At 33.9% G+C, this 26,289-nt stretch carries 21 protein-coding genes; 16 read left to right on the forward strand and 5 right to left on the reverse strand.

Annotated elements, in window-relative coordinates; translation table 11 throughout:
• Window positions 1–144 precede the first annotated feature (144 nt).
• Window positions 145–1,497, forward strand: coding sequence for a glutamate--tRNA ligase (gene gltX, locus wTpre_RS04935; RefSeq protein ID WP_068652401.1), 1,353 nt, complete (start codon window positions 145–147; stop codon window positions 1,495–1,497).
• A 560-nt stretch (window positions 1,498–2,057) separates the two neighbouring features.
• Here gltX and wTpre_RS04940 read toward each other — a convergent pair.
• Complete coding sequence (locus wTpre_RS04940; protein WP_068652402.1) at window positions 2,058–2,513, reverse strand: Hsp20/alpha crystallin family protein; 456 nt, start codon at window positions 2,511–2,513, stop codon at window positions 2,058–2,060.
• A 370-nt stretch (window positions 2,514–2,883) separates the two neighbouring features.
• On the opposite strand from wTpre_RS04940, the gene wTpre_RS04945 reads away from it, so the two are divergent.
• Complete coding sequence (locus wTpre_RS04945; RefSeq protein ID WP_068652403.1) at window positions 2,884–3,591, forward strand: pyridoxine 5'-phosphate synthase; 708 nt, start codon at window positions 2,884–2,886, stop codon at window positions 3,589–3,591.
• Here the strand turns inward: wTpre_RS04945 and wTpre_RS04950 are convergent.
• The 3 genes from wTpre_RS04950 to rplM form a co-directional block, all read right to left on the reverse strand.
• Window positions 3,584–3,895: an HU family DNA-binding protein gene (locus tag wTpre_RS04950; protein WP_068652405.1), complete on the reverse strand. Its 312-nt coding sequence runs from the start codon at window positions 3,893–3,895 to the stop codon at window positions 3,584–3,586. The genes wTpre_RS04945 and wTpre_RS04950 overlap by 8 nt on opposite strands.
• A 145-nt stretch (window positions 3,896–4,040) precedes the next feature.
• Window positions 4,041–4,442 carry a 30S ribosomal protein S9 gene (gene rpsI / locus wTpre_RS04955; RefSeq protein ID WP_068652674.1) on the reverse strand — a complete coding sequence of 134 codons (402 nt, stop codon included), beginning with the start codon at window positions 4,440–4,442 and terminating at the stop codon, window positions 4,041–4,043.
• A gap of 47 nt (window positions 4,443–4,489) precedes the next feature.
• Complete coding sequence (gene rplM, locus wTpre_RS04960) at window positions 4,490–4,948, reverse strand: 50S ribosomal protein L13 (RefSeq protein WP_068652406.1); 459 nt, start codon at window positions 4,946–4,948, stop codon at window positions 4,490–4,492.
• A gap of 119 nt (window positions 4,949–5,067) precedes the next feature.
• Between rplM and wTpre_RS04965 the strand changes: the two genes are divergently transcribed.
• The 5 genes from wTpre_RS04965 (at window position 5,068) to wTpre_RS07045 (ending at window position 8,309) form a co-directional block, all read left to right on the forward strand.
• Window positions 5,068–6,309: a TolC family protein gene (locus tag wTpre_RS04965; protein WP_068652676.1), complete on the forward strand. Its 1,242-nt coding sequence runs from the start codon at window positions 5,068–5,070 to the stop codon at window positions 6,307–6,309.
• 4 nt (window positions 6,310–6,313) lie between these two features.
• Window positions 6,314–6,829, forward strand: coding sequence for a PopZ family protein (locus wTpre_RS04970; protein ID WP_068652408.1), 516 nt, complete (start codon window positions 6,314–6,316; stop codon window positions 6,827–6,829).
• 75 nt (window positions 6,830–6,904) lie between these two features.
• On the forward strand, window positions 6,905–7,483 hold the full coding sequence (locus wTpre_RS04975) for an RlmE family RNA methyltransferase (RefSeq protein ID WP_068652410.1): 579 nt from the start codon (window positions 6,905–6,907) through the stop codon (window positions 7,481–7,483).
• A gap of 381 nt (window positions 7,484–7,864) precedes the next feature.
• Entirely contained in the window at window positions 7,865–8,059 is a 195-nt protein-coding gene (locus tag wTpre_RS07040; RefSeq protein WP_245609568.1) for an ankyrin repeat domain-containing protein, read from the forward strand.
• 94 nt (window positions 8,060–8,153) lie between these two features.
• Window positions 8,154–8,309 (forward strand): hypothetical protein, encoded by a 156-nt coding sequence (locus tag wTpre_RS07045; RefSeq protein ID WP_245609413.1) that lies wholly within the window; start codon window positions 8,154–8,156, stop codon window positions 8,307–8,309.
• Between the two features lie 597 nt (window positions 8,310–8,906).
• On the opposite strand, the gene wTpre_RS04985 is transcribed toward wTpre_RS07045, so the two are convergent.
• Window positions 8,907–10,484 carry a lysine--tRNA ligase gene (locus wTpre_RS04985; protein ID WP_068652412.1) on the reverse strand — a complete coding sequence of 526 codons (1,578 nt, stop codon included), beginning with the start codon at window positions 10,482–10,484 and terminating at the stop codon, window positions 8,907–8,909.
• Window positions 10,485–10,548: 64 nt separating this feature from the next.
• Here wTpre_RS04985 and wTpre_RS04990 point away from each other — a divergent pair, with 64 nt between their 5' ends.
• The 9 genes from wTpre_RS04990 (at window position 10,549) to wTpre_RS05030 (ending at window position 26,073) form a co-directional block, all read left to right on the forward strand.
• Entirely contained in the window at window positions 10,549–10,845 is a 297-nt protein-coding gene (locus wTpre_RS04990; protein ID WP_068652414.1) for a type IV secretion system protein VirB3, read from the forward strand.
• A gap of 9 nt (window positions 10,846–10,854) precedes the next feature.
• Window positions 10,855–13,260, forward strand: coding sequence for a VirB4 family type IV secretion/conjugal transfer ATPase (locus tag wTpre_RS04995; RefSeq protein ID WP_068652416.1), 2,406 nt, complete (start codon window positions 10,855–10,857; stop codon window positions 13,258–13,260).
• Window positions 13,253–15,853, forward strand: a complete 2,601-nt coding sequence (locus wTpre_RS05000; RefSeq protein WP_068652418.1) for a TrbL/VirB6 family protein — start codon at window positions 13,253–13,255, stop codon at window positions 15,851–15,853. Before wTpre_RS04995 ends, wTpre_RS05000 begins: the two co-directional genes overlap by 8 nt.
• Window positions 15,854–15,870: 17 nt before the next feature.
• Window positions 15,871–18,216, forward strand: a complete 2,346-nt coding sequence (locus wTpre_RS05005; RefSeq protein ID WP_068652421.1) for a TrbL/VirB6 family protein — start codon at window positions 15,871–15,873, stop codon at window positions 18,214–18,216.
• Window positions 18,213–21,086, forward strand: coding sequence for a TrbL/VirB6 family protein (locus wTpre_RS05010; protein WP_068652423.1), 2,874 nt, complete (start codon window positions 18,213–18,215; stop codon window positions 21,084–21,086). The genes wTpre_RS05005 and wTpre_RS05010 overlap by 4 nt, the downstream gene beginning before the upstream one ends.
• 80 nt (window positions 21,087–21,166) lie before the next feature.
• The gene (locus wTpre_RS05015; RefSeq protein ID WP_068652678.1) at window positions 21,167–24,409 is read left to right on the forward strand and encodes a TrbL/VirB6 family protein; all 3,243 of its coding nucleotides are present in this window, start codon (window positions 21,167–21,169) and stop codon (window positions 24,407–24,409) included.
• The gene (locus tag wTpre_RS05020) at window positions 24,393–25,022 is read left to right on the forward strand and encodes a WD_0853 family protein (protein ID WP_068652425.1); all 630 of its coding nucleotides are present in this window, start codon (window positions 24,393–24,395) and stop codon (window positions 25,020–25,022) included. The genes wTpre_RS05015 and wTpre_RS05020 overlap by 17 nt, the downstream gene beginning before the upstream one ends.
• Window positions 25,023–25,126: 104 nt before the next feature.
• The gene (gene rsmD / locus wTpre_RS05025) at window positions 25,127–25,675 is read left to right on the forward strand and encodes a 16S rRNA (guanine(966)-N(2))-methyltransferase RsmD (protein WP_068652427.1); all 549 of its coding nucleotides are present in this window, start codon (window positions 25,127–25,129) and stop codon (window positions 25,673–25,675) included.
• A gap of 32 nt (window positions 25,676–25,707) precedes the next feature.
• The gene (locus wTpre_RS05030; protein WP_068652429.1) at window positions 25,708–26,073 is read left to right on the forward strand and encodes a hypothetical protein; all 366 of its coding nucleotides are present in this window, start codon (window positions 25,708–25,710) and stop codon (window positions 26,071–26,073) included.
• The last annotated feature ends 216 nt before the right edge of the window (window positions 26,074–26,289 follow it).

A 26,289-nucleotide genomic window follows, 5' to 3' on the forward strand; every position in this document is an offset into this window, starting at 1 on the left:
CCTCACTGCATTCACTAATATTAAATTATACAATGCAGTTTGTTAAAAATAAATGTAAATTGATCTTTCAAGTTTACTATAGTTCCACGTTGTTGAAAGTGCAAATTTTAGTTATCATCGGTTACGTTATCACAATAGACAAATATGCCAGGTATAGTCACTAGATTTGCTCCATCACCAACAGGATTTTTACATATTGGAGGAGCTCGCACAGCTTTATTTAATTGGCTCTATGCACAGCGTCATGGTGGCGAGTTTTTACTAAGGATTGAGGATACCGACAGAAAACGTTCAACACAGGAAGCAATTGATGCAATAATAGATGGGTTAAAATGGCTTGGAATAAACTATGATGGGGAAATAATATATCAATCAAAAAAAATAGAGCAGCACATTGAGGTTGCAAATCTTTTAGTTAAAAAGGGTAGGGCGTATCATTGCTACTGCCCCGAGAATGAAGTTGCGGAGAAGAAAATAAGGTCAAGAGAAGAAGGAAAAATATATAAGCATAAGTGTACTCATTCGACATCAAATGCAGAGCCTGTTGTTCGCTTTAAAGTGCCAGACTCAGAAAATATTGTTGTTGACGATAAAATATACGGCCAAGTTACGATAAATAGCGATCAGCTTGATGACATATTAATCTTGCGCTCTGACAATACTCCAACATATATTTTTGCTGTAGTGGTTGATGACCATGATGCCGGAATAACCGATATTATACGTGGCTCTGATCATCTCACTAATACCTTTAAACAATTACTAATATACCAGGCTCTTGATTTTGATGTTCCACGCTTTGCACACGTACCGCTAATTCATGGAGAAGACGGGAATAAGCTATCTAAAAGGCATGGGGCTACAAGTGTTTGCGATTATGAAAAGATGGGAATATTGCCACAGGCAATGCGTAATTACTTGCTAAGACTTGGCTGGAGTCATGGCAACGATGAGATTATTAGCAATGAGCAAGCAATAGAGTGGTTTAATTTAGAAAGCATCGGTCGTTCACCTGCACGGCTCGATTTTAAAAAACTGGAGCATTTGAATAAACACTATATTAGTAATATGAGCAATGAAGATATTCTGACTCTAATGCTTAGAGAAAATACTCTAACTGACAAAAAAAAAGGCTATTTACTTCAGGGACTGACAGAGCTGAAAAAAAGAGCAAACTATCTGACCGAATTATTTGATTTAGCAAAATTTTATATTCAAGTTGATTTTAGTGAAGAAGCTGAGAAAACTGTCAAGTCTAACCTCAATATAATTAAGTTACTTGCAGCATTTTTCTCAAGTATAGGAGATGAAGATTGGAATAAGAATTTTTTATCTTCTCAGATTAAGGAATTTTCAAAATTACATAATATAAAAATGAGCGATATATACCACTCATTACGCGCCCCAATAACTGGAATAATGGATGCCCCTGGAATCATCGATATCATGGTAATTCTTGGTAAAGATGAGTGTATAAAAAGATTGCGAGAAGTTTAAATAAAAAATTACTTTACAGACTATGGTAGCTTCATTCTAGTGGAGAATTGGGTTCTTTTAGGATCCAAAATCCATCTTCACCTGAAGGTTTTTTCGCTAAATAATCAAATTTCAGCAAAAAATATATAAGTTTATTTTTGCTGGCTCTTTATTCATATAGGAGGGTTTATGTCTAGAGTTCCTGATACTTGACTGTTATTTTTAGTTAAAAAAACAGTTGGCGCCTATGGTTTTCACATTAAATCATTTTGAATTGTTAAAGTTAATACGGGCTTTTTTGCCTTTTTTATTGGTATTTTTTCATATTTTATTATATCGTTGTACTGTGGTACCGTGTAGACTTCAGTTTCATGATAAGGGGAGTAGGCTCCGTCTCAGCTATGGAATTAAAAAAAAATCAGTGTCTGGGTGCTAGGATGACACCTTCATAAGGGAGTGAGCATCAGCTACTTTCATGACAATCATCCAGTTGTCTTTTCTCGTTTACCTTATTTTGCACTTTGCTGAACAGCTATTAAAATAGCAAGCCTCAAGGTCGGAAGCTTGCTATTACTTACTGGTTACTTTACATCAATTTTCTTGATGTGTTTCTCTGACTTGGGTATGGTTATATGCAATACCCCATCTAAAAAGTTGGCAGATACCTTATCTTGCTCTATATTTGTTGGAAGTTGAATAGATCTATAGAAAGAACCATAGTACCTTTCTTTATGGTAAAACTGCTTATCTTTTGATTCATTATCACATGTTTTTTCACCCTTCACTATTAAGCTATCGCCAGATATACTAATATCTATACTTTCTTTAGGAATACCTGGTAATTCTAATGATAGGCAATAGCTTTCCTTTGTTTCATAAAAATCACAAACTGGTAGTAGACTACTGCCTCTTTTGGAAAGCTCTGGGTTCCATCCTGTAAAAAAGCTATCAAATATGTCATCAACGGCTCTTTGTAACCCTCTTACACTAAAATTATCACGATTATTGTTTTTATTTAAATGAACTATATTACTCATATTGTACCTCCTTTTACTAATATATGAACTAGGTAATCATTCCACTTATTCATTTCAATCCTAATCTAAAATTTTTTAGATGCGAAAAATTTCCCCCGTTTACTATAACTTGATTATGAGAAAAATCCTATTTGGATTACCAAGAGTAGTTCTATTAACTAGATTAACTGTAAAAAAAGGCAAGTGTATGCAAATTTATCACTTCTCTTTCCACTTCCACAATCAAACAATTTTGAATGTTTCTTGTTTGACTTGTCAATAATGAGAATTGGTATAACTGCTAGCTCCGTCTTTCAGCTATGGCATTAAACAATGACATGCATAAGATCTAATAAGATGTATAATTTATAAATAATTTTTGAGGTAAATTGTGAAATTGGGCGTTAATATTGATCACGTTGCAACCCTTCGCAACGCACGTGGAGCTTCTTATCCAGATCCATTAAAAGCAGCAAAAATAGCTATTGATGCTGGAGCGGATTTTATCACCGTACACTTACGAGAAGACAGAAGGCATATCAGAGATGAGGATGTATTCAATCTAAAACAAAACATTAGCACTGAGTTAAATCTTGAAATCGCAGCTACGGAAGAAATGCTCAACATAGCAAAAGAAGTAAAACCCTATTCGATTTGTATCGTACCAGAAAAAAGAGAAGAATTAACAACCGAAGGTGGCTTGGATATCGTGAATATGAACAGTAAACTTGCTGGTATAATAGAGGAAATGAACAGCTTTGACATAAAAGTCTCACTGTTTGTTGATCCAAATATTAATCAACTAAAATATCTTGAGAAGCTAGAAAGAAATCCTGACATAATAGAAATTCACACAGGGGATTACTGTGATAATCCATCAGAAGAAAAATTGAAACTTATTACTAACTCTTCAGAATACATTAATAAGCTAGGAATAGAATGCCACGTAGGGCATGGGATAAATTATAAACATGCTGAAAGAATAAAAAAGATACCTCACATCTCAGCTCTTAATATAGGCCATTCTTTAATCAGCGAGGCTATACTTCATGGCTTATACAGTGCAACTAAAAAGATGAAAATGACTATATCTAAATAGCTGATGCTTTCTCTTTGTTATTTAAAGTACTTGAAAGAGCTTGACTTGCTTTAAACTTTACCCTTTTCTTTTCAGGAATGGTCATAATCTCACCATTTTGAGGATTACGGCATTGTCTTTCCTTACTTATAGTAGTAGAGAACGTCCCTATTCCATGTAAACGTATTTCACCTTTATGATTTAGATCGTTCTTGATTGTCTCCATAAAAATATCATGAAGCTTACCCAAACTAGCTTTTGTTATATCTATACCTTGACTAGAACACTCTTTACTCAGTTGGTTTACTATATCTTCTTTACTCATAAATTACCTTAATATTGAAAAATTGCATAAACAGCATATTATACTAATGGTAATAGTCAACTAAATTCGTCATAAAAAGAGAAAATATCATAAACCCCTGTAAGAACTCGTATAACATTTACAAAAAAATACCATTATGAAACAATTATCTCTTAGAAAACTGACATTTTTTCCGAGCTTTATGTTGACCATATTTCTTACGCTCAACAACACGTGAATCTCTAGTTAGGAATCCACCTTTACGTAATATAGAGTGTAGATCTTGACTTATACCGCTTAAAGCTTTGCTTATTCCATGAGCCAAGGCACCTGCTTGGCCAGATAGTCCTCCACCTTTTACAGTTGCAAACACATCATACCTATCTAACATAGAAGTTAATATGAATGGCGCTTTAATCATTTGACACACTGATTCTCTTTTAAAATAAGAAATTAAATCATCTTTTTTATTAACACTAAATTTTCCACTGCCTGGCTTCATCCATACTCTTGCTACAGATTCTTTCCTTCGACCTGTGGCATACGAGCGGCCAAGCGAGTCAATCATTGCCTTTTTTGGCTGATCATTATTGTTTGTTTTCACTTTTTACTCCATTATTTCTTATTTTTACGATTTAAAGAGGCAAAATCTATTTTTTTAGGTTGCTGTCCTTGATGCTTATGTTCTGAGCCAGAATAAACATACAAATTTTCAAACCTTCTACGTGCCATAGGACCATCATCAAGCATTCTTTTTACTGCCATTTTTATTACACACTCAGGAAATTTGCTATTTAAAATATTATCTGGAGTGGTTTTCTTCAAACCACCAGAATAACCTGTATGCCTATAGTATATTTTATCTTTAAGTTTCTTTCCGGTAAAATGCACCTTTTCTGCATTAACAATGACTACATTATCACCACAGTCCATATGAGGTGTATATTCAGGTTTATGTTTTCCACGCAATAACATTGCTACAAATGCCGCAAGCCTTCCTACTACTAGTCCTTCTGCATCTATAACAAGCCATTTTTTATTAATTTGTTTCTCTTTCAAGAAAAAAGTTTTCATATATTAACACGTAACATTAGGTCATGGTATACTAAGTTGCTTGATAGTGTCAACAACATTAGTTATTGATCATTAAAGTAATTTATGCTAATAACTTAAATAACATGCTAGAAAGCAAAATGTTTCGATTAATTATCACGTTTGTAGTTGCTTTTTTTACCATGGGTTCCTATGCAATTAATTTGGAGGAAGCTATAAGCAAAGCTATCAAAAACAGCTCAAAAATAAAGTCTCAATTTTGCCAGTATAAGAGTGCTGAAAAACAACTAAAATCTTCTGGATTGGCTGGGTTTTTACCTGACATCAATTTACGATATGATTTCGATAGTAATTTTAATATTATTAACGGTCTACAAAACTCTGGAAAACGTCTAACATTAAGTCAAAGAATAATAGATGTTGGTGGCACTTTTGCTACATTTGGCAGATCAAATCATCTTCTCAAAGTAGCAAAAATTAGATTTCAGCAATCTAAGCAAGAAGTTGCACTCAGCGCTGTGAAAGCATATGTTAACGTTTTACAAAAGGCAGAAATATTAAAATTGGGGGAACATAAAGAACGTGTTTCTTTAGAACACTTGTCAGCTATGAAAAAACGCTTTTCTCTTGGAGAAGTTACTAATTCTGAAGTTTTGTTTGCAAAAGCAAAATTTTCATCTTCTATATCTAAAAGAATTGATGCTGAAGGTGAATTAAAGCTCGCTAATATTGCTTACTATCATTTAATTGGTGAAGATGCTGATAATCTTTACGAGACTGATGGTAAACTACCTTCTATACCAGAATTAAATAAATGTCTTCAGTTAGCAAAAACCAACAACTTGTCCCTAAAAGAAGCTATTTATAAAAAAAGAGCTGCTGGAATGGAAGTGATTGCTGAAAGTTCCAAGTGGCTTCCTTCTTTGAATCTAAGCGCAAGTAAAAATTTTGGAAAGGACAATATAAAATTAGACACGTTACTAGAAAATGTAAATGTTGTCTTTACTCTTGATATTCCGATCTTTAAAAGAGGAGTTAATGTTTTTGGTGTTAGTAGAGCTAAAATGGATGCAAAACAATCCACTTACGATTATTACGAAGCAGTAAAAAATATAGAACAAGCAGTTGTAAATGCTTGGAATAACGTGCTGACAGCAAAAGCTATTATTAAAGCAAGTCAAGAAGCAGAAAAAGCTGCAGCTTTAGCATTAGAAGGAGTTGAGCAAGAAGTAAAATTGCATTTAAAGAGTACAACTGATCTTTTGGATACTGAAGATGAATTATTTAAAGCACGTTCCGATCTAATTCAGGCAAAAAGCAATTATGTAATTAGTGTTTACAACTTGCTTTTTATGATAAATAGTATAAACTTTAAAATTTAATGTTATGAGCGATAATCAATCTGTAAAAGATGTACTAGAAGATATAAAAAAAGCTATATCGGGTAAAAATCTAAGCGGCAATGGAGCAGAAATAATAGATGAAGATGATGATGTACTATGCCTTGAAGAGGAGTACCCAGAAGACATCGAAGAAAAAGAAAATAGTGAAGAAGAGAATAATTGCCAAAGTGAGAAAATGAATAACCTATTTAATAGTTACAACTCAGAAGGGAAAAATTTGTATGATAATATCCAAATGAGTAGTAATAAAGTGAGCTATCAAGAACAAAGTAACGAGCATTTAGTTTTAAAAGAAAACATGGAGGAAATTAAAACATTGCTTGAAAAGATGCAAAGAGAACTACGGCATAAACAGCAAAAAAGAGCGGATCTTACTGTAGAAGAATTGGTTGTATCTCTTTTAAAACCTCAGCTTTCAGAGTGGCTGAATAAGTATCTACATGTATTGGTAAAAGAAGTGGTTGAAAAAGAGCTAAAAGATATAATTAATAATAAGTAGGTTATTAGTATAAAGACCAGAGTAAAAACAGCTAGAGGTAGAAAATTATCTTCAACAAGATGGCTACATCGCCATTTGAATGATCAGTATGTGCAAAAAACCAATAAGGACGGTTATAGATCGCGCTCGGCATATAAGTTAATAGAAATAGACGATAAATTTAAACTACTCCAACAAGGGCAAAAAATTATTGATCTTGGCGCTTTTCCTGGTGGATGGTCACAAGTTGCATCTAAGAAAGGAGCGAGTGTGATTGCTGTTGACATAAAACCAATAAACGCAATTAGTGGAGTAGAGTGTATACAGTGTGATATTATCAGCGAACTTAAAATTTTAAGAGAAAAATTCAAGGATCACAAATTTGATGTAATTTTATCTGATATGGCACCAGAATCTTGCGGTTTAAAATCGTTAGATCATATCAGAATTATGCTTTTATGCGAAGTGGCACTCAATTTTGCAAAGCATTTTTTGAATCATGATGGTAAATTTATAGTAAAAATTTTTCAAGGAGAGTCTGATAAAGATTTCTTTAATGAGCTAAAAAAAATGTTCAAAACAGTGAGATACTTCAAACCAAAGTCAAGTAGATCTGAATCTACAGAAATGTATTTAGTAAGTTTAGGCTTTATTGGTGGCAACTATTCTGTATAGCAGGTACTTACAGAAATGTTGACGAATCTTATCCTATTAAGCTGAAGATTAATAACTCTCGCACAAAAGCCCCTTTTCTTGTTTAAATATTTATGATAATTAATTAAATTCTTGACTTTATTACTTAAGTACATAATAATTAAAGTATATTATTATTTTTATATGAGAACTTTATATATTTAGCATTGTTCGAACAGATATTAAGTATAGTAAATTGTGCAAATGATTTGGATGGTAATAACATAGTTGAAAAAATAAAAGAGCAACTAAACAAAAAAAGAAGCATCTACTTATGAAGAATGGAAGAACGAAAGTTTTGATATAAATTATAAATTTAGTGTTTATGATTATTATGACAAAAAAGGATTAACATTATTAAATATAGAATGTCTATATAATCAAGGAAATGTAGTAAAAGCTCTATTAGCAGCACAAGGTATAGATGTTAATTTGCGAGATGGATCTGGAAACACTCCTGTGTGTATAGCTCTTGGTAAAGGTCATCACAAGATAGTAATAGCTCTATTAAAAGCTAATGCTGACATTGTACTAAAAGATTGTTTGGAAAAGCAGTAGACTTGGGTGCTCATATATTTATTATTACATCTTGTGTAGCTGCTATAGTAGTTACTTATGCATATTTTTTGGTGTTTCATTATCAGTAGGTGCTATGGCTGCTGCTGTACTCACAGGACTTGTTGCTGGTAGTATTACGTATGAAGTGTATAAGCCTTGTGATGAGTTAAAGGAGGCTATTGCTGAAAAACAACGTCAAGTCTTAGTCAGCCAGCTAAATGTAGTTAATGTACAATCAGAAGTGTATTAAGAGTTAGGCGCAACAGTGTAGTTAAGTAGGAGGAAGAAGTCCATTCTTCCTTTTCAAGTAGCTGACACTTGTTTCTTACCAAGAAAAACTTAGCATAACTTTTGTGCTCAAAAAAAAACTTCTGGATTCCAGCATCAAGTGCTGGAATGGCATGGTGAAATATTACTAAAGTAGCCTATGTCCAAGTGTCCATTTGGTGTCATTCAAGTCATCTCTCTTCTTGTCATATCAGTACTGGTATTTAGAAAACTGACCAGGTTGGTCACGCACTGGCTCTCAAAATTACTTTAGCTATAAATATTAAGAAATTTACTAAATAAAAAAAAAAGACAAAAAAATCCCCTTGTAACTAGTTTTAATAATGTAAATTGATAATGTGCTAACAAGCGCGATTTGGCTAAATGTAGAAAAAATAAAAAAAAGCCGCCATAATTCTATGTAATTTGCCAATAAATATCTGAGTCTTTTTGCTGAATTTTGTCGTTTAGACCGCGCGTATCAAAAAACAAGGATAAATACTCTTGTTGGTATGATAAGAAAAGTGGGAAAGTTTATCAAGTAATAAAACTAGAGAGCTCAAATGGAAGAAGGTAAACTCTAAAGTGTACGTTCAGTAGCTCTTTCTATAAGAGAGATTGTATTATCTATTCCATAGAGCTTGATAAAAGATCCCATTCTAGGACCGGTTTTTTGTCCAAGTAATGTTTCATATAAAAACTGAAACCAATCGCGTAAGTTGTTGTAATTATGTTTTTTTCCGATGGAGAAAACCTGAGATTGAATCTCTTCAGCAGTGGCTGTAATAGGCAGGGAATGTAGGTTGTTCTTTAAATCTAGTAACGCTTCTTTCTCTTTTCCGTTTGAAGCTTTATACGCTTTTGTTGGCTTTATAAAGTCGTGATAATACCTAACTGCAAAATCCGCAAGCCTATCTAGCATTTTATTGCTTTCTGGTGTGACGTTTGGTGCATAAGTTGATATAAAACCCCAAAGAATCTCTTTATTTTCAGCATTACAAGCTGCTGCCAGGTTTAAAAGTAACGAAAAATTTATTCCTGAAGTTTCTACGTTTGGAACTTTACCCTGGTGGATGTGCCATACAGGGCTATTTACATCCTTTTCTTCACTCTCATTGTAACGCTTAGCAAACTCTAAATACTCATCAGTTGATTTTGGTATCACATCAAAATATAAACGTTTAGCTTTTTTAGGACTCTGAAAGATGTATAATGCTAAACTCTCTGTGGGTGCGTAAGTTAGCCACTCCTCAATTGAAATACCATTTCCTTTTGATTTTGATATCTTCTTTCCTTCTTTATCAAGAAATAACTCATAGCAAAACAAAAGCGGTGGCTTTTCTCCAAGTATTTTACATATTTGACTTGAAAGCATAGAAGATGGAGTCAAATCCTTTCCATGAGCTTCGTAATTAACTCCGAATGCAGCCCACCTCATCCCCCAATCAGGTTTCCATTGCAGTTTACATTTTCCTTTTGTCACTGGAACTTCTATTTTTTCCCCGTTTCGGTCTTCATACGTGATTGTTCCTTTATCTTTATTTGTTTCAATTACTGGAACTTGTAAAACTTGGGAAGTTTTTGTGCATATCGGCAAGAATGGACTGTAAGTCTGCTGCCTTTCTTTCCGAAATGATGGAAGCATTACGTCCATCACTTTATCATAATTTTTCAGCAGGAGTAAAAGTTTTTCATCGTAAACTCCAGATTTATAACACTCTGTTGCACTCCTAAATTCATATTCAAATCCAAACAAATCAAGAAATTTACACAACAACGAATTCATGTGATGACCATAACTCTCATGAGTGCCAAATGGGTCAGGTATCATGGTTAATGGCTTGTTCAGATTCTCTCTTAGCATTTCCTGATTTGGTACATTATCTGGTATTTTTCGCAAACCATCCATATCGTCGGAAACTGCAATGATTTTGATTTTTATACTAGGAGCTATTTTTTTTAGAGCGTTTGCAATAACTGTGGTACGAAAAACTTCCCCAAAAGTACCAATATGTGGTAAGCCCGAGGGACCATAACCAGTCTCAAATATTATCTCTTTTTTATTAGGGAATCCTTGTAGTATTTTTTCTGCTTCTTGAAATGGCCAGCTTATAATCATTGAATTTAAACTAATTATCTTACCTAAAGTGCTATTCATTTCAATAGATTTTTAATTAATGATGTAGTATTAGTGTTAGAGCTCTTGTTGGGAGGTTAAAGATATGTCTACTGGCAGCATACAAACGAATCAATTATTTAAAGGTCTTACAAGACCTGCAATGCTCTTTGGTGTGAGTTATATGTTTGCAATATTAAACGTTCTAATTTGCATGCTAATTTTCATTAATACAAATGATCTTAGAGTAATTCTCCTGATGTTGCCAGGTATACATGGACTTGGCTATATTGCTTCTGCAAAGGAACCTTTGTTTATTGAGTTATTTGTGGTAAAGTTGGGAAAATGCTCCAAATGTTTAAATCGGTTTTACCATGGAGCAAATTCTTATGACATTACTTGATGTTATGCAATGTTGAAATTTAGAGCTATTCAATCAAAGAATAAATCTGTTCTAAGTAGAGAGGTTCACGCTGCCGAATTTATACCTTATTCTTGCTATTGGAATAGTACAACCTTGATAACAAAGCAGAATTGGTTAGTTAAATTTATAAAATTAAATGGCTTTGCGTTTGAAACAGCAGATGATGAAGACTTGGTAATACAAAATAATATCAGAAATCAGATGCTAAGAAGCATTTCATCTCCAGCATTTAGTTTGTACTTTCATACCATCAGACGTAAGAAAAATATTTTTTCTGATGAATTTGCAAATCAGAGTTTACCAAATTTTTTTGCTAACCATGTAAATCTAAAATGGAGAGAAAAACACGCAACTAGGCAATCTTTTATTAATGATTTATATATTACAATTATTCGTAGGGCAGATACAAAGGGAGTAGAATTTTTATCACATCTACTGAAAAAATTTGGGCATGTAACTTCAAAACATGCTTGGGAAAGTGATATGCGTGATACCTATGAAGATTTAGAGGAAACGACAAATCGTATAGTAACAAGCCTTAGGAATTATTCACCTAAAGTTCTTGGAGTAAAAGAAACTCCAAATGGACTATTTTGTGAAATAATGGAGTTTCTGTCTAGAATTGTAAATTGTGGCTTTGTTACAAATACGCTTTTTCCACTAAAAACTGAAATATCAAGATACTTACCAGTTCATAGGTTGTTTTTTGGCCATAAGATGATACAGGTTGTGACTCATAATGAAAGCAAATATGCTGGAATAGTTAGTATCAAAGAATATGGAAATAATACTTCTGCAGGAATGCTTGATTCTTTTTTACAACTTCCTTATGAGTTTATTATCACGCAGTCTTTTCAATTTACAAATAGGCAAATGGCAATTGCAAAAATGCAGATACAGCAAAATCGTATGATACAATCTGCAGATAAAGCTGTTTCTCAAATAGCAGAAATTTCTCATGCGCTTGATGATGCAATGAGTGGTAAAATTGCTTTTGGTGAACACCATTTAACTATCTTATGTATAGAAAAAAGTCCTAAATCATTGGACAATGCTTTATCATTGGTTGAATCGGAGCTTTCTAATTGTGGTGTTTATCCTGTTCGTGAGAGGGTTAATCTAGAACCAGCATTTTGGGCGCAAATTCCTGGTAATTTTGATTATATAGTAAGAAAAGGTACAATAAGTAGTCTTAATTTGGCTGGTTTTGCATCTCAACATAATTATCCTACTGGTAAAAAATTCAATAACCACTGGGGAGATGCTGTTACAGTTTTTGATACAACATCCGGCACTCCATTTTTCTTTAACTTTCATATAAGGGATGTTGGACATACTATGATAATTGGTCCAACAGGTGCTGGCAAAACTGTTTTAATGAATTTTTTATGTGCTCAAACAATGAAATTTTCTCCAAGAATATTCTTTTTTGATAAAGATCGCGGCGCAGAAATTTTTTTAAGAGCACTTGGTGGTATCTATACTATAATAGAACCAAGAACTAAGACAAATTTTAATCCTCTGCAACTTGACGGTACTCCTGATAATAAAACATTTTTGATGGAATGGATAAAATCTTTAATTTTAGTGTACAATGATAAATTTACTTCAGAAGATATTGCTAGAATTAATGATGCAATTGAGGGAAATTTTAAATTAAAAAAAGAAGACAGATTTTTGAGAAATCTTGTACCATTTTTAGGACTTGCGGGCCCTGCTACTCTAGCTGGAGCAATATCTATGTGGCATGGTGATGGCTCTCATGCTGCAATATTTGACAATAAAGAAGATTTGCTAGATTTTTCAAAAGCAAGAGTGTTTGGCTTTGAAATGGCTAGTTTGCTAAAAGATCCTGTTGCTCTTGGGCCGGTCTTGATTTATTTGTTTCATAGGATTAGTATATCGCTTGATGGCACTCCATCTATTATTGTTCTTGATGAAGCATGGGCGTTAATAGATAATCCAGTTTTTGCACCCAAGATAAAAGACTGGTTGAAAGTGCTGAGAAAGTTAAATGCTTTTGTGATTTTTGCTACTCAGAGCGTTGAAGATGCAAGTAAAAGTGCTATTAGTGATACGCTTGTACAGCAGACAGCAACACAAATTTTTTTGCCAAATCTGAAAGCTACTAGTGTCTATCGAGATGTTTTTATGTTAACTGAACGTGAGTATATACTGATCAAACACACAGATCCAAGTACTAGATTCTTTTTAGTAAAGCAGGGAGTTAATGCTGTAGTAGCTAGAATAGATCTGAAAGATTTGGATGATGTGGTCAACGTGTTATCTGGACGTGCAGAAAGTGTCCTATTGTTACATGATATATTGAAAGAACTAGGAGATGATCCAAAGATGTGGTTGCCTGTGTTTTATCAAAAGGTGAAAAATGTTTAAAACTAAACTGTCATTACTGTTAGTTGCGATATTTTTATTAAATATAGATTTTTTACTCTCATATCCAGTATTTGGAGATGTGATAAGTGGTACTGAAGAGGCGGGATTTGTTAGCAGGTTTAATTCTAATGGTAGTTTTAGCCGTGCCTCCGATCCTGACTGTAAGGCGTTTGAGACAGGTGCAGCATTTACTGGGATAGCAATTGCTATTGGTGCAATATTTACTGGTATTGTTTTGATTGTCTCTTCTGTTGGTTTATTTACTTCTCTTGTTATCACTGGAATGATAGCTGCAATTATTGGAGTTTGGAAGGCAATTGGGGGGCTTATTGTTTGTCAGCATAGTTTTGTTAGGCATCCAGTTGCATACCATAATGATGGGAGATATAAAAATTTTAAACTAAAAGATACAGATTATAGTGGTGATACAGATAAAAATTATCGAACAGAAGATGAATATTTTTCTGTATTACAGCAAAGATCAGGGAAAGATGGAAAACAAACAGAGAAAGATATTTTAAACTTTACTGATTGGGATGTTGTTAATGTTGATAGGGAACACTACTACTGGCCAAAAAATGGGGTGCAATATAGTGAATACATAGAAGTATGTCATCGCAATCCTTTAACATTTGGCAACCTTTTTAAGACGAATGACTTTAATTTCAGAGGGGAAGATGGATACATAGACTTTGATGTCAGAGAGAAAGATACTGGATATGAAAGTGGGTCATGGTCTCCGAAGGTTGATGGCGATCTAGAATGTAAAGTGCTTAAATCTGGACAGAGCGAAGACATATATGGATCAACGTTCAGGGCAGTGAGAAAAATGAGTAGGTTATGTGTAGAATTGGCTGGAGTTAGGGGAGCTGGAACTGCTTGGCCGCAAGGAATTGATATAGGATGTACGCAATTACCACCTGATCCGATTGCTCCTATGTGTGAACAATCTGTGATGTTATTCAAAAATAAAGATGGTACAGGTAGTGAAGAAAGGAGTTTTATCAACGGGGATGACGATTATAGAACTCTTATCAGGAAAAAAGAAAAAGAAGGAAAAATTTTTGTAGGTCATGACAATAAAAGATGTTTTAGCTCGTATGTCTCTGAAGCTTGCTACAATCAAGCGGGAAGTAAGTCATTATCTCCTATTCCTATAACTTCTATGATAGTGCAATGCATTAAGGAATCGTTAGATAATTTAGTTGCAGGTATTGACTCAAGTGGTGATAAGCTAAAATATGAATATGGAGAAAAAAAAGGACAGGAGAAGGGTAGTTTTTTATCTGTAGCACAAGGAAGGTTGAAAAATACTGTAACTGTTGTTCTAATTTTAGCTTTAATACTGTTCTCTATAAAAGTTATGTCTGGTGGAGTGCGTAGTCCGCAAGAAATGTACATGTTGATCATTAAATTCGCTTTAGTGATTTACTTTACGACAGGTAGCACTATGTCTCATTATTACGGGGAATTAACAAAGCTTTCAAATGGTTTGTCAGAAATAGTGCTTAAAGCGTCATCTGAAAGTAAAAATATATGTAATTATGAGTCAGGTACAGATTATGAATACGATCGTGCAGGAAAGAGGGTATCTTACAGTTATCTTGCACCTTGGGATAGGCTTGATTGCAGAATTTTATTTTATTTAGGTGCCCCTTTAGATGGAATTGGTGGCAAAATTGGTACTGGAAGTGTTGTAACGTTAGCGGTTTTGCTTGGCGCTGCTCCTGTCTTGTTAGTTGCAGGTTCGGTGATTGCTATTATTTTCGGTGGTGGGCAGATCTTAGTATCTCTTGTCTGTATATTTATGGCAATTTTGATGATGATGGTTATTTTGTGGATGTGCTATGTATTTATCTTATCTTTAGTTGCGCTTAGTGTAATTATCATCTTATCGCCTTTATTCATTCCTATGGTTTTGTTTCAACATACTAAGGGATATTTTGATGGTTGGCTAAAAGAGTTAATTACCTACAGTTTATACCCAGTTATCCTTTTTGCATTTCTATCTTTTATGTTCATAGCATGTGATAAAATCTATTTTAAAAATTTAAATTTTGAACTGGACGAGTCATATAAAAAGAAACAAGCAGAAATCTCATATAGTGAGAAAAAACGGTGGTTTAAATTGAAAGATGGGGAATGTGATAAAAATGAAACTACTCTCGCATGTATGATGCAAAATTATAGCTTTAAAAAGAGCAGCATACTTGGTCTATTCGACTTTACATACATGGAGTTTGGCAGCTCTCTAATCGGAGAATTATTAAAATTGTGTTTAGTATTATTCCTCTTTTACCACTTTTTAAACGTTCTTCCCGGCATGGCTGCTGAGCTTGCTGGCAATCACAGAGCAGCACTTGGTTCAGGTGGAACTCCTGCACAAATGGTGAATAAAGCTTTATCTGCTGCCAAAGCTGTTGCTGGAGGTGCTGGTCAAGCTGCTACTGCGGCTGTAAATAAGGCAAGAGGGGCTATTGGAGGAGGTGGAGATGATAATAAGGGATCGGGATCTTCCTCCGGAGGAGGTGGAGATGATAGTAAGGGATCTGGATCTTCCTCTAGTGAATCTATAAAATCAGGTAGAGAGTGAGTGCAGGTGAGTAACGGATGTTTGAACATTTGAGCAACCAAAACTTGGTTAAGCTATGCATAAGTTTTGTGGTACTCTTTTTATTATCTGGGTGCGGGTGTATTAAGCCAGAAGATCCATCAGGCTTGCGTGAGAAATTTGATATAGTGTCAACAGAGCAGAAATGGGTTGATTCTGGGGTCTATATTTCGGATAAAATAAAAGTAACAGAGATTAATATAGTACCTAATAAGGTTAATTTTTGTTCGCAATATAAAGATTTTGCAATTGAACAAGGAGTAACAAACGTTACATTGCCGTTTTCGCTTAAAGCTGGCGATGCGATAAGCTTTAGTATTGTTGGAAATAAAATGTGTAAAAACAGTAATGGCATGGTCACCTACAAAAAAATTGACGAAAATTGCGGTGAAGGGGAAAAGGAGTATTCTTCAAATATTTTAAATCAAGAGAAGTGTCAAGGTGGAATATGTCCTAATAAATATGAAGTAGGTAATTCACAATGGTTAAATGGAAAAGAGTACTGGTCTTCAGAATTAGATCAAAGTGAAATAGAGGAAATTAGAAATGCCATCGACTATATAAGACAGGAGAAGGTCGGTGTAGGTGCCTGTAGAAATCTTTCAGAGAGCATTGCAAGTAAGATAGATACGCGCATTTTAAATTTACTATGTTTAAGGGTGTGTAAATTTAACCCCATCGTTGAAGATGAAAATTGCGTATATACTGAATACAATAATGTAGAAGGTGGCACTAATGTTGCTAGAGTTATTGATGACTTATCAAAGGTAAAAACGGTAAAAACTTACATTAAAATTTTACGTGTTTACATGGATAATCGGGAACTTGAACGCGTTCCAGGAGGTGGTATATGCCTTAACTGTGATCATAAGATGGATCGTAACCATCCAAAACCAGAGTTAACTTTTAGTTTGGGTGATGATAAGGGTAGGGGTGGTTTTAACATAAGAGTAACAAGAATCCCTAATTTAGAAAAAAGCTTATATATAAGTGTTTCTGACGAATTTCCTGAGCGTGAGCCCGATGAAACTCAGGGAGATATACCTGTAGACATTAGCAAAGTTTATAATACTCAATATATGGAAGGCTTAAAAGAAAAGCTAAAGGACAAGAGTGGCACTATATATTACGGAATAAGAGATCATGGCTGTGATTATAAGAAAAATGAGGGTCATTTTAGCATTAACCTTACAACTAAAGAGCCACCTGTAAGAACTTTTAGTGCGATATATAATTTTTTTGATGAAAAAGTAAAAACTGCATTTTTCGGTTCTAGCTACAAAGACACTAACGCGATTCACTCTGATACTAGCCCTGTGAAGTCTCTTTATCAAAGTTTTGTAGCATCAAATAGAACAAATACCATCAGATCTACAATAGTGTCGTTATTAGTATTATATATAGTTTTATACACCCTTTATTACTTTTTTGGATTGTCTCATGCTTCTATATATGAATTTTTAATTATATGTGTAAAGATAGGAGTTATTACCCAATTGCTGAACGATAACAGTTGGAGTTTTTTTTATAACAATGCATTTTCTATTTTTGTTAATGCTCCAAAACAGTTAATAGAAATAGCAAATTTCAGAGGTACAACATCAAATGTTTTTGAATTTCTTGATTTACCGCTCAATAGGTTTTTATCAGCAAACTCAGTGTTACTAATAGTATCTCTTATATTCTCTGGTCCTTTGGGTATTGTATCGTTTTGCTTGGTGATTTGGGGTTTGATAACAGTGAGTTTATCGATATTTAACGCCTTATTTTCTTTTATCACATCTATAGCAATAGTTGCATTATTGCTTTCCTTGGCGCCTCTTTTTATTATTTGCCTTCTATTTGGATATACTAGACAGATGTTTCACAATTGGGTCAAAAATTTAGCAAGATTTGCAATTCATCCGGTAGTGCTTTTAATTTTTATATCATTAATAAGCCAGGCTATGGATTATATTGTGTATTCGATCTTTAATTTTGAGGTCTGCCCTACATGTATACTTAATCTTAACTTAAAGATTTTTAATCCTTGTATTATTTATGGTTATGCTTCCAAACATGCACCTAACATCACAGCTATGATGGCTTTTGTGATTTTGGGACATGCTATGAAAGCTTTGGTTGAGGCATCTTCAACAATATCTGATTCGTTGTTTGGTGTTTATGTGGCAAGCGAACCAGGAAGGCAATATCAGCAAAGCTTAATGGGAACAGTAGGTTTAGATGAACAAAGTATCCAAAGAAGAGCAGGTCAGCAATCTGGTACACCAAGTCAAAGACCTCAAATACCACAATCAGCTCAAAGATCAGCACCTAAAATACCAACAAACACAGGTAATCAATGATGAGCAGAAAATCATTATTGTTGATACTATGTCTTATAATTAGTGGCTGCACAATGGATTGTGTTGAACCTGGGATGCATAGCAGAAATACTAGTATCAGTATAGATGTTCCAGTTCGTGAAGCTGGCGAAGGAGTTAAAATTCATTGGGTTGATTCTGGTCAAGTAATTAGCAAGGATGAAAAAGTCAAATTTACTCTTGGTGGGTTGGTAAATTTTTGTCCTATTAAACAAGGGGAAAATCCAAAGAGAGTACTTGTACCCGCTGTATTTTGTGCTAATGATTTAATGCCGAATTACAGTGATAAGTTCATTGATAATGCTGGTCTTGATGAACGAGAAATATGTGGGAATATAGGCTTTGGAAATAATGAATTCTATAGCAATAGACGTTATGTAGATACTGGAATTAAAGCAAATCCTGGTGATAAGTTAAGCTTTAGCTTAGTTGCCAGAGAGGTAATGATTAATTATGACAATCCGGAAGGGGAAGGTATCAGCTTTGATGACAATTGCTATAAAGCTGAAGAAAATGATAAAAAAGACAAAGCTACAATAGAAGACCTCCTCAATGGAGGAACGTTCTTTTGTGGAGAAGGTAGTAAGAGGACTAAAGTAGAATTTCCTAAGATTAATAAAGAGAACATAGAAGAAAGAAGAGTGCTGGTTAGTAATGGCTATACTCCATATGATAATAAGGTACATTTTAATAAGGATTATATTCAAAATTCATGGATAAATGGTGCATTGTTAGATTTACGACGAACTAAAATAGGACTGGATAAATTATGTAATGGGAGAAAATGTAATTTTAATGAGATAAGCAAGTGCGGCTCTTATGAGCTTAATTGTTACTATCAGAAGATATGTTATAATAAACAAGGTATAGATTTTAATGGAAATTGTGTTTCTTCTGTAAGGTACAAAAATTATGATAAGAACAACAAATGTGATATGTATTCTCATCTTAAAGGAGTTGAAAATAAACTTAAAAAGATTGAAGAAAATAAAGATAACACTGATTTTATATCAAACATTGAAGAAGAAACTGGAGATATCTCCTGGGCCGAAGCTCTTGTTGCAAAAATTGGCGATCTTGATGATCAGAATACTGTTCAATGTTTTCCAAAAAGAAAAGAAACAAGTGATGGCCTACTATGCTCAAAAATAAGTAATGATTTTAGGGATTTTTCCTTAAAGTTAAATCATGACTATGAGATAAATAAAAAGGTGAAACCTGGTAGTAGTGTAATGCTTGCTATAGCAAGCAATGGCAATTACTTTCTTCATAGAGGTGGATATCATGTTGAAGTAACTAGATCATGTAACTTCGATAGTGGCAAAAAATTGTATATGTACTTGGGTGATAGCCCGCCAGAAGATCCATATGCTCTAGAGACTAATAATTTCAAAAAAGTAAAGGAATTAGTTAAAATAACAGAGGATAATGTAGACTATTACATAATAGATGGAAGTCATTTAAAGGATAAAGAGTCTAAAAAGATATACTTTGGTATTAATGTAGAAAACGTCAAGAAAGATGATATTACGGACAAAGAAGGCAAATATTATGAAGATAACAAATACACAGTAAATTTATTTTTAAAAAGAAAAATAAACGATTTTATTTCATCAACTGTAAACAAGATTTTTGATTTCATAAAAGACGGGGGTGAAGACGGAATTAAAATTCCATATGAAGGATATAGAAAGGGTCTTCTACAAGGAATAAGAGCTTTGCTTGTTCTATACGTTACATTTACTGTTATTGGCTATATGCTTGGAACAATACAATTAAGTAAATTCGATTTTATTATAAGAATACTCAAAGTAGTATTTATAGCTTTTGCTTTTAGTGATAGAAGTTGGGAATTCTTTGGTACAACTTTGTCTGGGCTTTTTGTTGATGGTAGCATTTATTTAATTGATAGTTTTTCTGGCTATGTAGGAGAAGGAGGTAAAAATTTTGCATTCTTAGATTTAACAGCGGGAGTATTATTTACAGGAGGAACATGGCTGAAATTTTTGTCTTTAATGCTATCAGGACCTTTTGGCTTTATTGCATTTTTGGCAATACTTTATGCTACTTTTGTGTTTTTAAGATGCATTATTAGTGCTACGTTTAAGTATGTAATATCTACTGTTTTAGTGGCATTTTTATTGTCATTAGCACCTTTATTTATCGTATTTATTTTATTTCAACAAACTAAAACATTATTTGATAATTGGATAAAAACTCTGGCTCATGTTTCATTGCAACCAGTCATTTTATTTTCATCCTTGTCTCTTTTAAACCAGTTAATGTATTCAGTTCTATATAACCTCACAAATTTTTCTGCATGCTATCAATGCTTAATTAGTGTAAATTTTTTATCGTATGATCTGTGTCTTATGAAATCAATATTACCTCTTGGGTATGATCCTGGTAATAGTGTTGATGTTGCGCTCAGTACTGGAGAAAGGGCTGTTGGGCACTTTGCAGCATTACCTATAGATCTAATACAGGCATTTATATATCTCATCGTTGCTAGTGCAATGGAAGCTTTTGTTTCTATATCAGAAACTATGGCGCAGTCGTTGTTCAGCTCTGGTTATGGAGTTGCTCAAAGTGTTAGTCATATTTCTAGGAGTGCATCACAAGCTATGCTGTCAACTGTTGGCCTTGATGATAGAACCCAAAATATGATACATAACATCAAGCAGGGAGTGAGTAAAGATCGTAGCAAAATTGAAGCTAAATTGCCTGATACACCAAAGCAAGTAGATGGGAAAGCGAGTACTGGCAGAGAAATGAGCAAATCTGAAACACTAAGCCAGCCAGATAAGAAAAAGGATTCTGATAAAACAAAAGGACAAGTCAAGAAAGATTGATGAGATAATGTAGTAACTAATTAAAAAGATATTTGAAGTAAGGTTTTAGCAATTTGTTCTGTATTGGAAAAAGTTTAGGTATGCAATCACGCTTAGGTAAATGTTGGTTTAGGTTATTAATTTTGGTAATCTGTGTGCTGGTTACAGGTTGTAGTAAGAATGATATGCCTTTTCCAAGATGTATATCTGCTGATTATTTTGGTCCTGAACCGGTTGCAGTTAGTGCTCATTTTTCAAGAGATCACGATGCCTTTGTTCCCGAAGATCAGGAAATTATTGACTATGATACTGGTAAAGTCAATTATGGTTTTCACCCTAATCAAGTGGTGAAATGGAAAGATACTGGATTTGAAACCAATGGAGATAGTTTGGTAGTACGAGTAAATGGTGCATGGACATCTTGGAGTAATGATAATCAGAAAGAATCTAAAGGTAGTTATAATTTGCAAAGCTTGGAACAGCTAAAATATGCGACTAAGTTTGAAGGTGAACAAGGCGATAATAGTTTGCCTGACTTTCCCTTAATTTGTAATGATTACAAATCTAGTACACAAAAAATTTCAAGTAATCCTAATGCAAGTTGTACTGTAAATTGCAAGTGTATTAGTGAAGATGATAACAGAGAAAAACGCGGTGCTCCATGTTGGTTTACTAACGGACATGGTGCTTATCTTTTATTTAAAAGGCCTAGAGATTCTAGTCCTAACGAAAATTTGAAATCCATGCGTAACCCTGAGTCTCCTACTGTACATCTAGGTTACAATTCCTTAGCGGAAGATGGAAGTGGGCTTTTTACTTTAGACAGAGATAAAGCCAAATTACAGGACAGGAATTGTAATACAGTGAGGTTAGAAAAAGGATGGAAAATATATGTAAAGATATTAGATAGATATTATCTAGATAATGCAGGTGGCTACTCTTTTGAATTTTTGAGCGGAGTGCAGAAACCAAGTAACTTTGGATTTTTTGATTACGTTTATAACTATCTAAAATGTGTATTGTTGATTAACGAAAATTGTAAAAAGCATTTTGATAGCAATGATCCTGCAGCTGCACAAGCGATATTTCAAAATATAGCTGAAAAAAGTACGAGCTTTCACAATTTTGTTCTTTCCTTGCTTGTTCTATTTATAGTGATTTCATCGCTTCTTTATCTTTTTGGAATGATAAGAGAAACTAAGCATGATATGCTCATCAGAATGATGAAAATCACCCTAGTAGTAGTTCTTATATCTCCTGGAAGTTTTAGATTTTTCTATGATCATTTTCTTGTTTTATTTGTTAAAGGTCTTGAACAATTGATAAGCATAATTACTAATTTTGCTCCCAACATGAACACCGGAGGTAATTCAAACGTTGCTCAAGGAAATGAAGATAAATTGTTTAGCTTCATCGAGGATATGTTTAATAAGTTTTTTGCTTACTCTGTTTGGAAAAAGTTTGCAGCATTTTTACATTATCAAATGTGGGCAAGTCTCCTTATGATACCGGCTATTTTTATAGGGATTATCTTATATTTCCTGCTGTGTATGTATGCTTACATAATATTCCTTTCTGGTTTTATGGGTATAGCTTTTCTTGTAGCTATAATGCCGCTATTCCTAATCTCTATTTTATTTTCACCACTGAAAAGTCTATTTGAGGGTTGGATAAAATTCTGTATTAGTTTCTGTTTGCAATCAATTATGATATTTACCCTGCTGTCATTACTTGGTGCGATGATAATGAATACCTTTTATAAACAGTTAGGCTTTACTGTGTGCTATAATAAATGGCTCGAAATAAAGTTATGTGCTCCAAAATGGGTATTTAGTGGTTTTTGTATAATTGATAAAGAATACTTTAGCTGGACTCCAGGGCAAATTTTTGTACCTTATGCTATTGGAGAGGCTTCTCCATTGAACGTAGATAAGAATATAGAAGGTATAGAAAAACTAAGCAGAATAGGTGGTACAGTAAAGTTTACTGGTGGCGCTGGATATATCCCTCTTCCACCAGATTACATTAATAAAGGTTTTCGTTATATAGATTATCCTTTCTTTAATCCAATTCCTGGAACTAAAGATAATCCAGCAGATTACTATATTGCGGAAAGTGATATTATAGTTAGTAATGGCTGTAGTGCAAAAGATCTAGTACGCTTAACAAATAGTTTATCTCATGCATCAGAGAGGGCAGACATTATATTACTGATCAACAATATAGAGAAAAGGATAGGTGATGTTAGTGAAATAATAAAACGCTACTGTCAAGACATAAATAAATGCAATAGTTATGGGGAAATAATTAATGAAATAAGATCTTTAGTGCGGAGTGCGATAAAAAAACAAGGTTGTAGAATACTTAAACTTGATGATTTATATAATGATCCCAACAGTGAATACTGTCAGAAATGTAAAGGTTGTGAGGATTGCAAAAATTATAAAGAAAATAGTGATTACCAAAGGGTGCAAGACATACAGGGAGGTTATTTAATCAACGCAGGAGAGATCTTTGTATTGTTCTTGCTGTCGTTTTTGATGTTTTCTTTGAAGGAGTTTGTACAGCAGATGGGCTCAAGCATTGCCGGTGGTGGGTTTGGTGTTTACAATATATCTAGTATGTATCAAGCATCACCTTTGACTGGTTTAATGCAGGGATTAAAACAACAGATGCAAGATAAAATTGGTGGAGGGCTAGAGTCTTTAGGTAATTGGGCTACTTATGTGCCGGACAGATTAGCTGGAGGTACAGCTAATTTGCTAGATAGAATACCAGGAGTTGGGGGTGTGCTGAAATATGCTATTAATGTGCCACGTAAGCTTGTAGGTGCTACTATTGAAGCAACAAAATTTGCAACATCACCTAAAAATGATGTTGATAAGCTTGAGGAAAAAATCTACAGGGCGTTTGGAATTGATAAAGAAGATATTGCACATAGAAGAATTGATAAATATTTAGAATATTATAAAGGATATGTAGGATCACATTTGGGCTATACAATAGAAGATGCTATGAAGTTCACTTGGGAACATGGTCTAGACTCTATAGGAATTAACCCTGCTACAGGAGAAAAGGATGGTTACCGGCATAATCTACTCTATAGAGCAAAAACATATAGACGGGAATTTCTTGAGAAGCTTCATGACTATACTATTGGCCGCAAGAGAGAACCGGAAGAAGATGAATCATCAAAAGAAAATAAGCCTAATCAATCAAATCGAAAATTAGGTACGGAACCAGAAACCCTAAAAAACACTACAGAAGTTATAAGTGCCGGAGAAGATAGAGAGCGTCAAGATAATGAAAGGAATGAGAACATAGAGAATGATGAAGAATCGTAATTTCAAAGGGCTAGGTTATTATGGTCTTCAGCAAGGCGAAGATGGTAATATTAAGTTAAACGATTACAATGATGTTTTAAATGCGCGCAGAGCGAGGGTGGATTTGTTACTAGATAGCACCAAGCAAGGTGATGTTAGTCTTTCAAAGCTAAATAAAGCTCTGAATGAGAGACTTATAAATGATAAAGGGCTATCGTCAGAATTTGACAAAGAAGACAAAGAAATTGCACAGAAAGAGCTTAAGATGTTCTCCATTTTAGACGATCTTGATAATCTTGCAAACATTGAAAATGAAGATCTATTAGAGGTTAGTTTGTTACTATCAGATCTTAGTTTTATAGAGAGAAATATTGTGTTGAATGCCGATCAGAGTTCTGATCTAATAGGGTTAAAAACTCTATTTATAGAAAAAAAAGCATCCGGTGAGGAATATAGTGATGAAGAGTGTCACAATTTCCTCGATAGTATAGAGAAAATCAATACTTTAATTAAGTTAGAGTTAGAAAGTAGAATTGAAGGGACGGGTCATGATGAAAAAAACAACCATGATGATCTACAAGACGAGATTGGTCGTGCAATCAGTATAGAAAATAAATCAAAGAAAAGCGATTGATCTTGCGTTTCTACACAAGCAACCTTCTTTCTATTATACTGCTGAAGCTATGTTGACATTAAATGTGTATTATAAATAATTAGTTAACTTCGAACTTGTTTTATATGTTACGTGTTATTGCGGGTAAATATCGTGGAAGAAAAATAACTACAGGCAAGAATTTATCTGCACGGCCCACTATGAGTAGTGTCCGAGAAGCAATATTTAGTATACTTTCTTCAAGAAAACCTATTTATAACCTAAATGTACTTGATTTATTCTGCGGAAGTGGCTCTTTTTCATTTGAAGCACTTTCTCGAGGTGCTAAACATGCATTCATGGTAGATTCAGATTATTACAATTTGCAACTGCCTAAAAAAACAGCAGAAGATCTTGGAATTACGAACGATATCACGTTAATTTGTTGCAATGCTAACGGATTACCAAGACCTATTTCAAAGTGCGATATAGTTTTTATGGACCCACCTTATAATATCAATCTGGTTAACTCTACTTTAGACGAGTTAGCTCACTCAGGCTGGTTAAATGATAATGCGTTAATAATTCTAGAAATGAGGAAAAATGAAGGTTTTGAGTGCAATAAAAACTTCAATATAGTTGTGGAGCGTACCTACGGTATTGCAAAAATAATTTTTCTTTCTTCACTTACTTGAATTTCTTTTGTAAACATCTATAGCTAAGCTAAATGAGATTTTTCCGGGGACTAAAAAAAAACATTCGTTTTGATGGGAATAGGGTGTGTAACAGCAAATCAATACGAGTTGATATTCTCGAAGAAGTATGGAAAGAAATGAAGATGGTACTCAAAGAACCAGAGGCGATGGCAAAGGTTAGATTTTTAAAATATGAAAATAAGCAGGCAAAGGATGAGATTGAAAAACGTGCAGATAAAATAGAACAAGGTATAGAAAGATTAGCTTATGTATATGCAAGGGGTAATATAACGAAGGAAAAGTATGACTTAGAAGTTGAGAGTATGGAAAAGGAGTTAAAGGAATCAGAGATCAAAGGGAAGAAGCTATCGATAAAAAGAGGCTATAGAGAGAATTAGATTTTATCACAAACAGTGTAGAAAGTTTTTCCTCTGAGAGAGCTTAATCAGGCAGATTGGGAAACTAAACTTAAGATAATAAGAAAATTAGTTCAACGCATTGAAATTGATGATGATAATGTGCATATAGTGTTTCGGTTGCAAGAACTCGCTCTCGAAAGGCAAAAAAAATGTTCAACACTCTATCGGGATGCCAGTGTCACGCACTGGCATGAC

Source organism: Wolbachia endosymbiont of Trichogramma pretiosum (genome assembly GCF_001439985.1).
Lineage (GTDB): Bacteria > Pseudomonadota > Alphaproteobacteria > Rickettsiales > Anaplasmataceae > Wolbachia.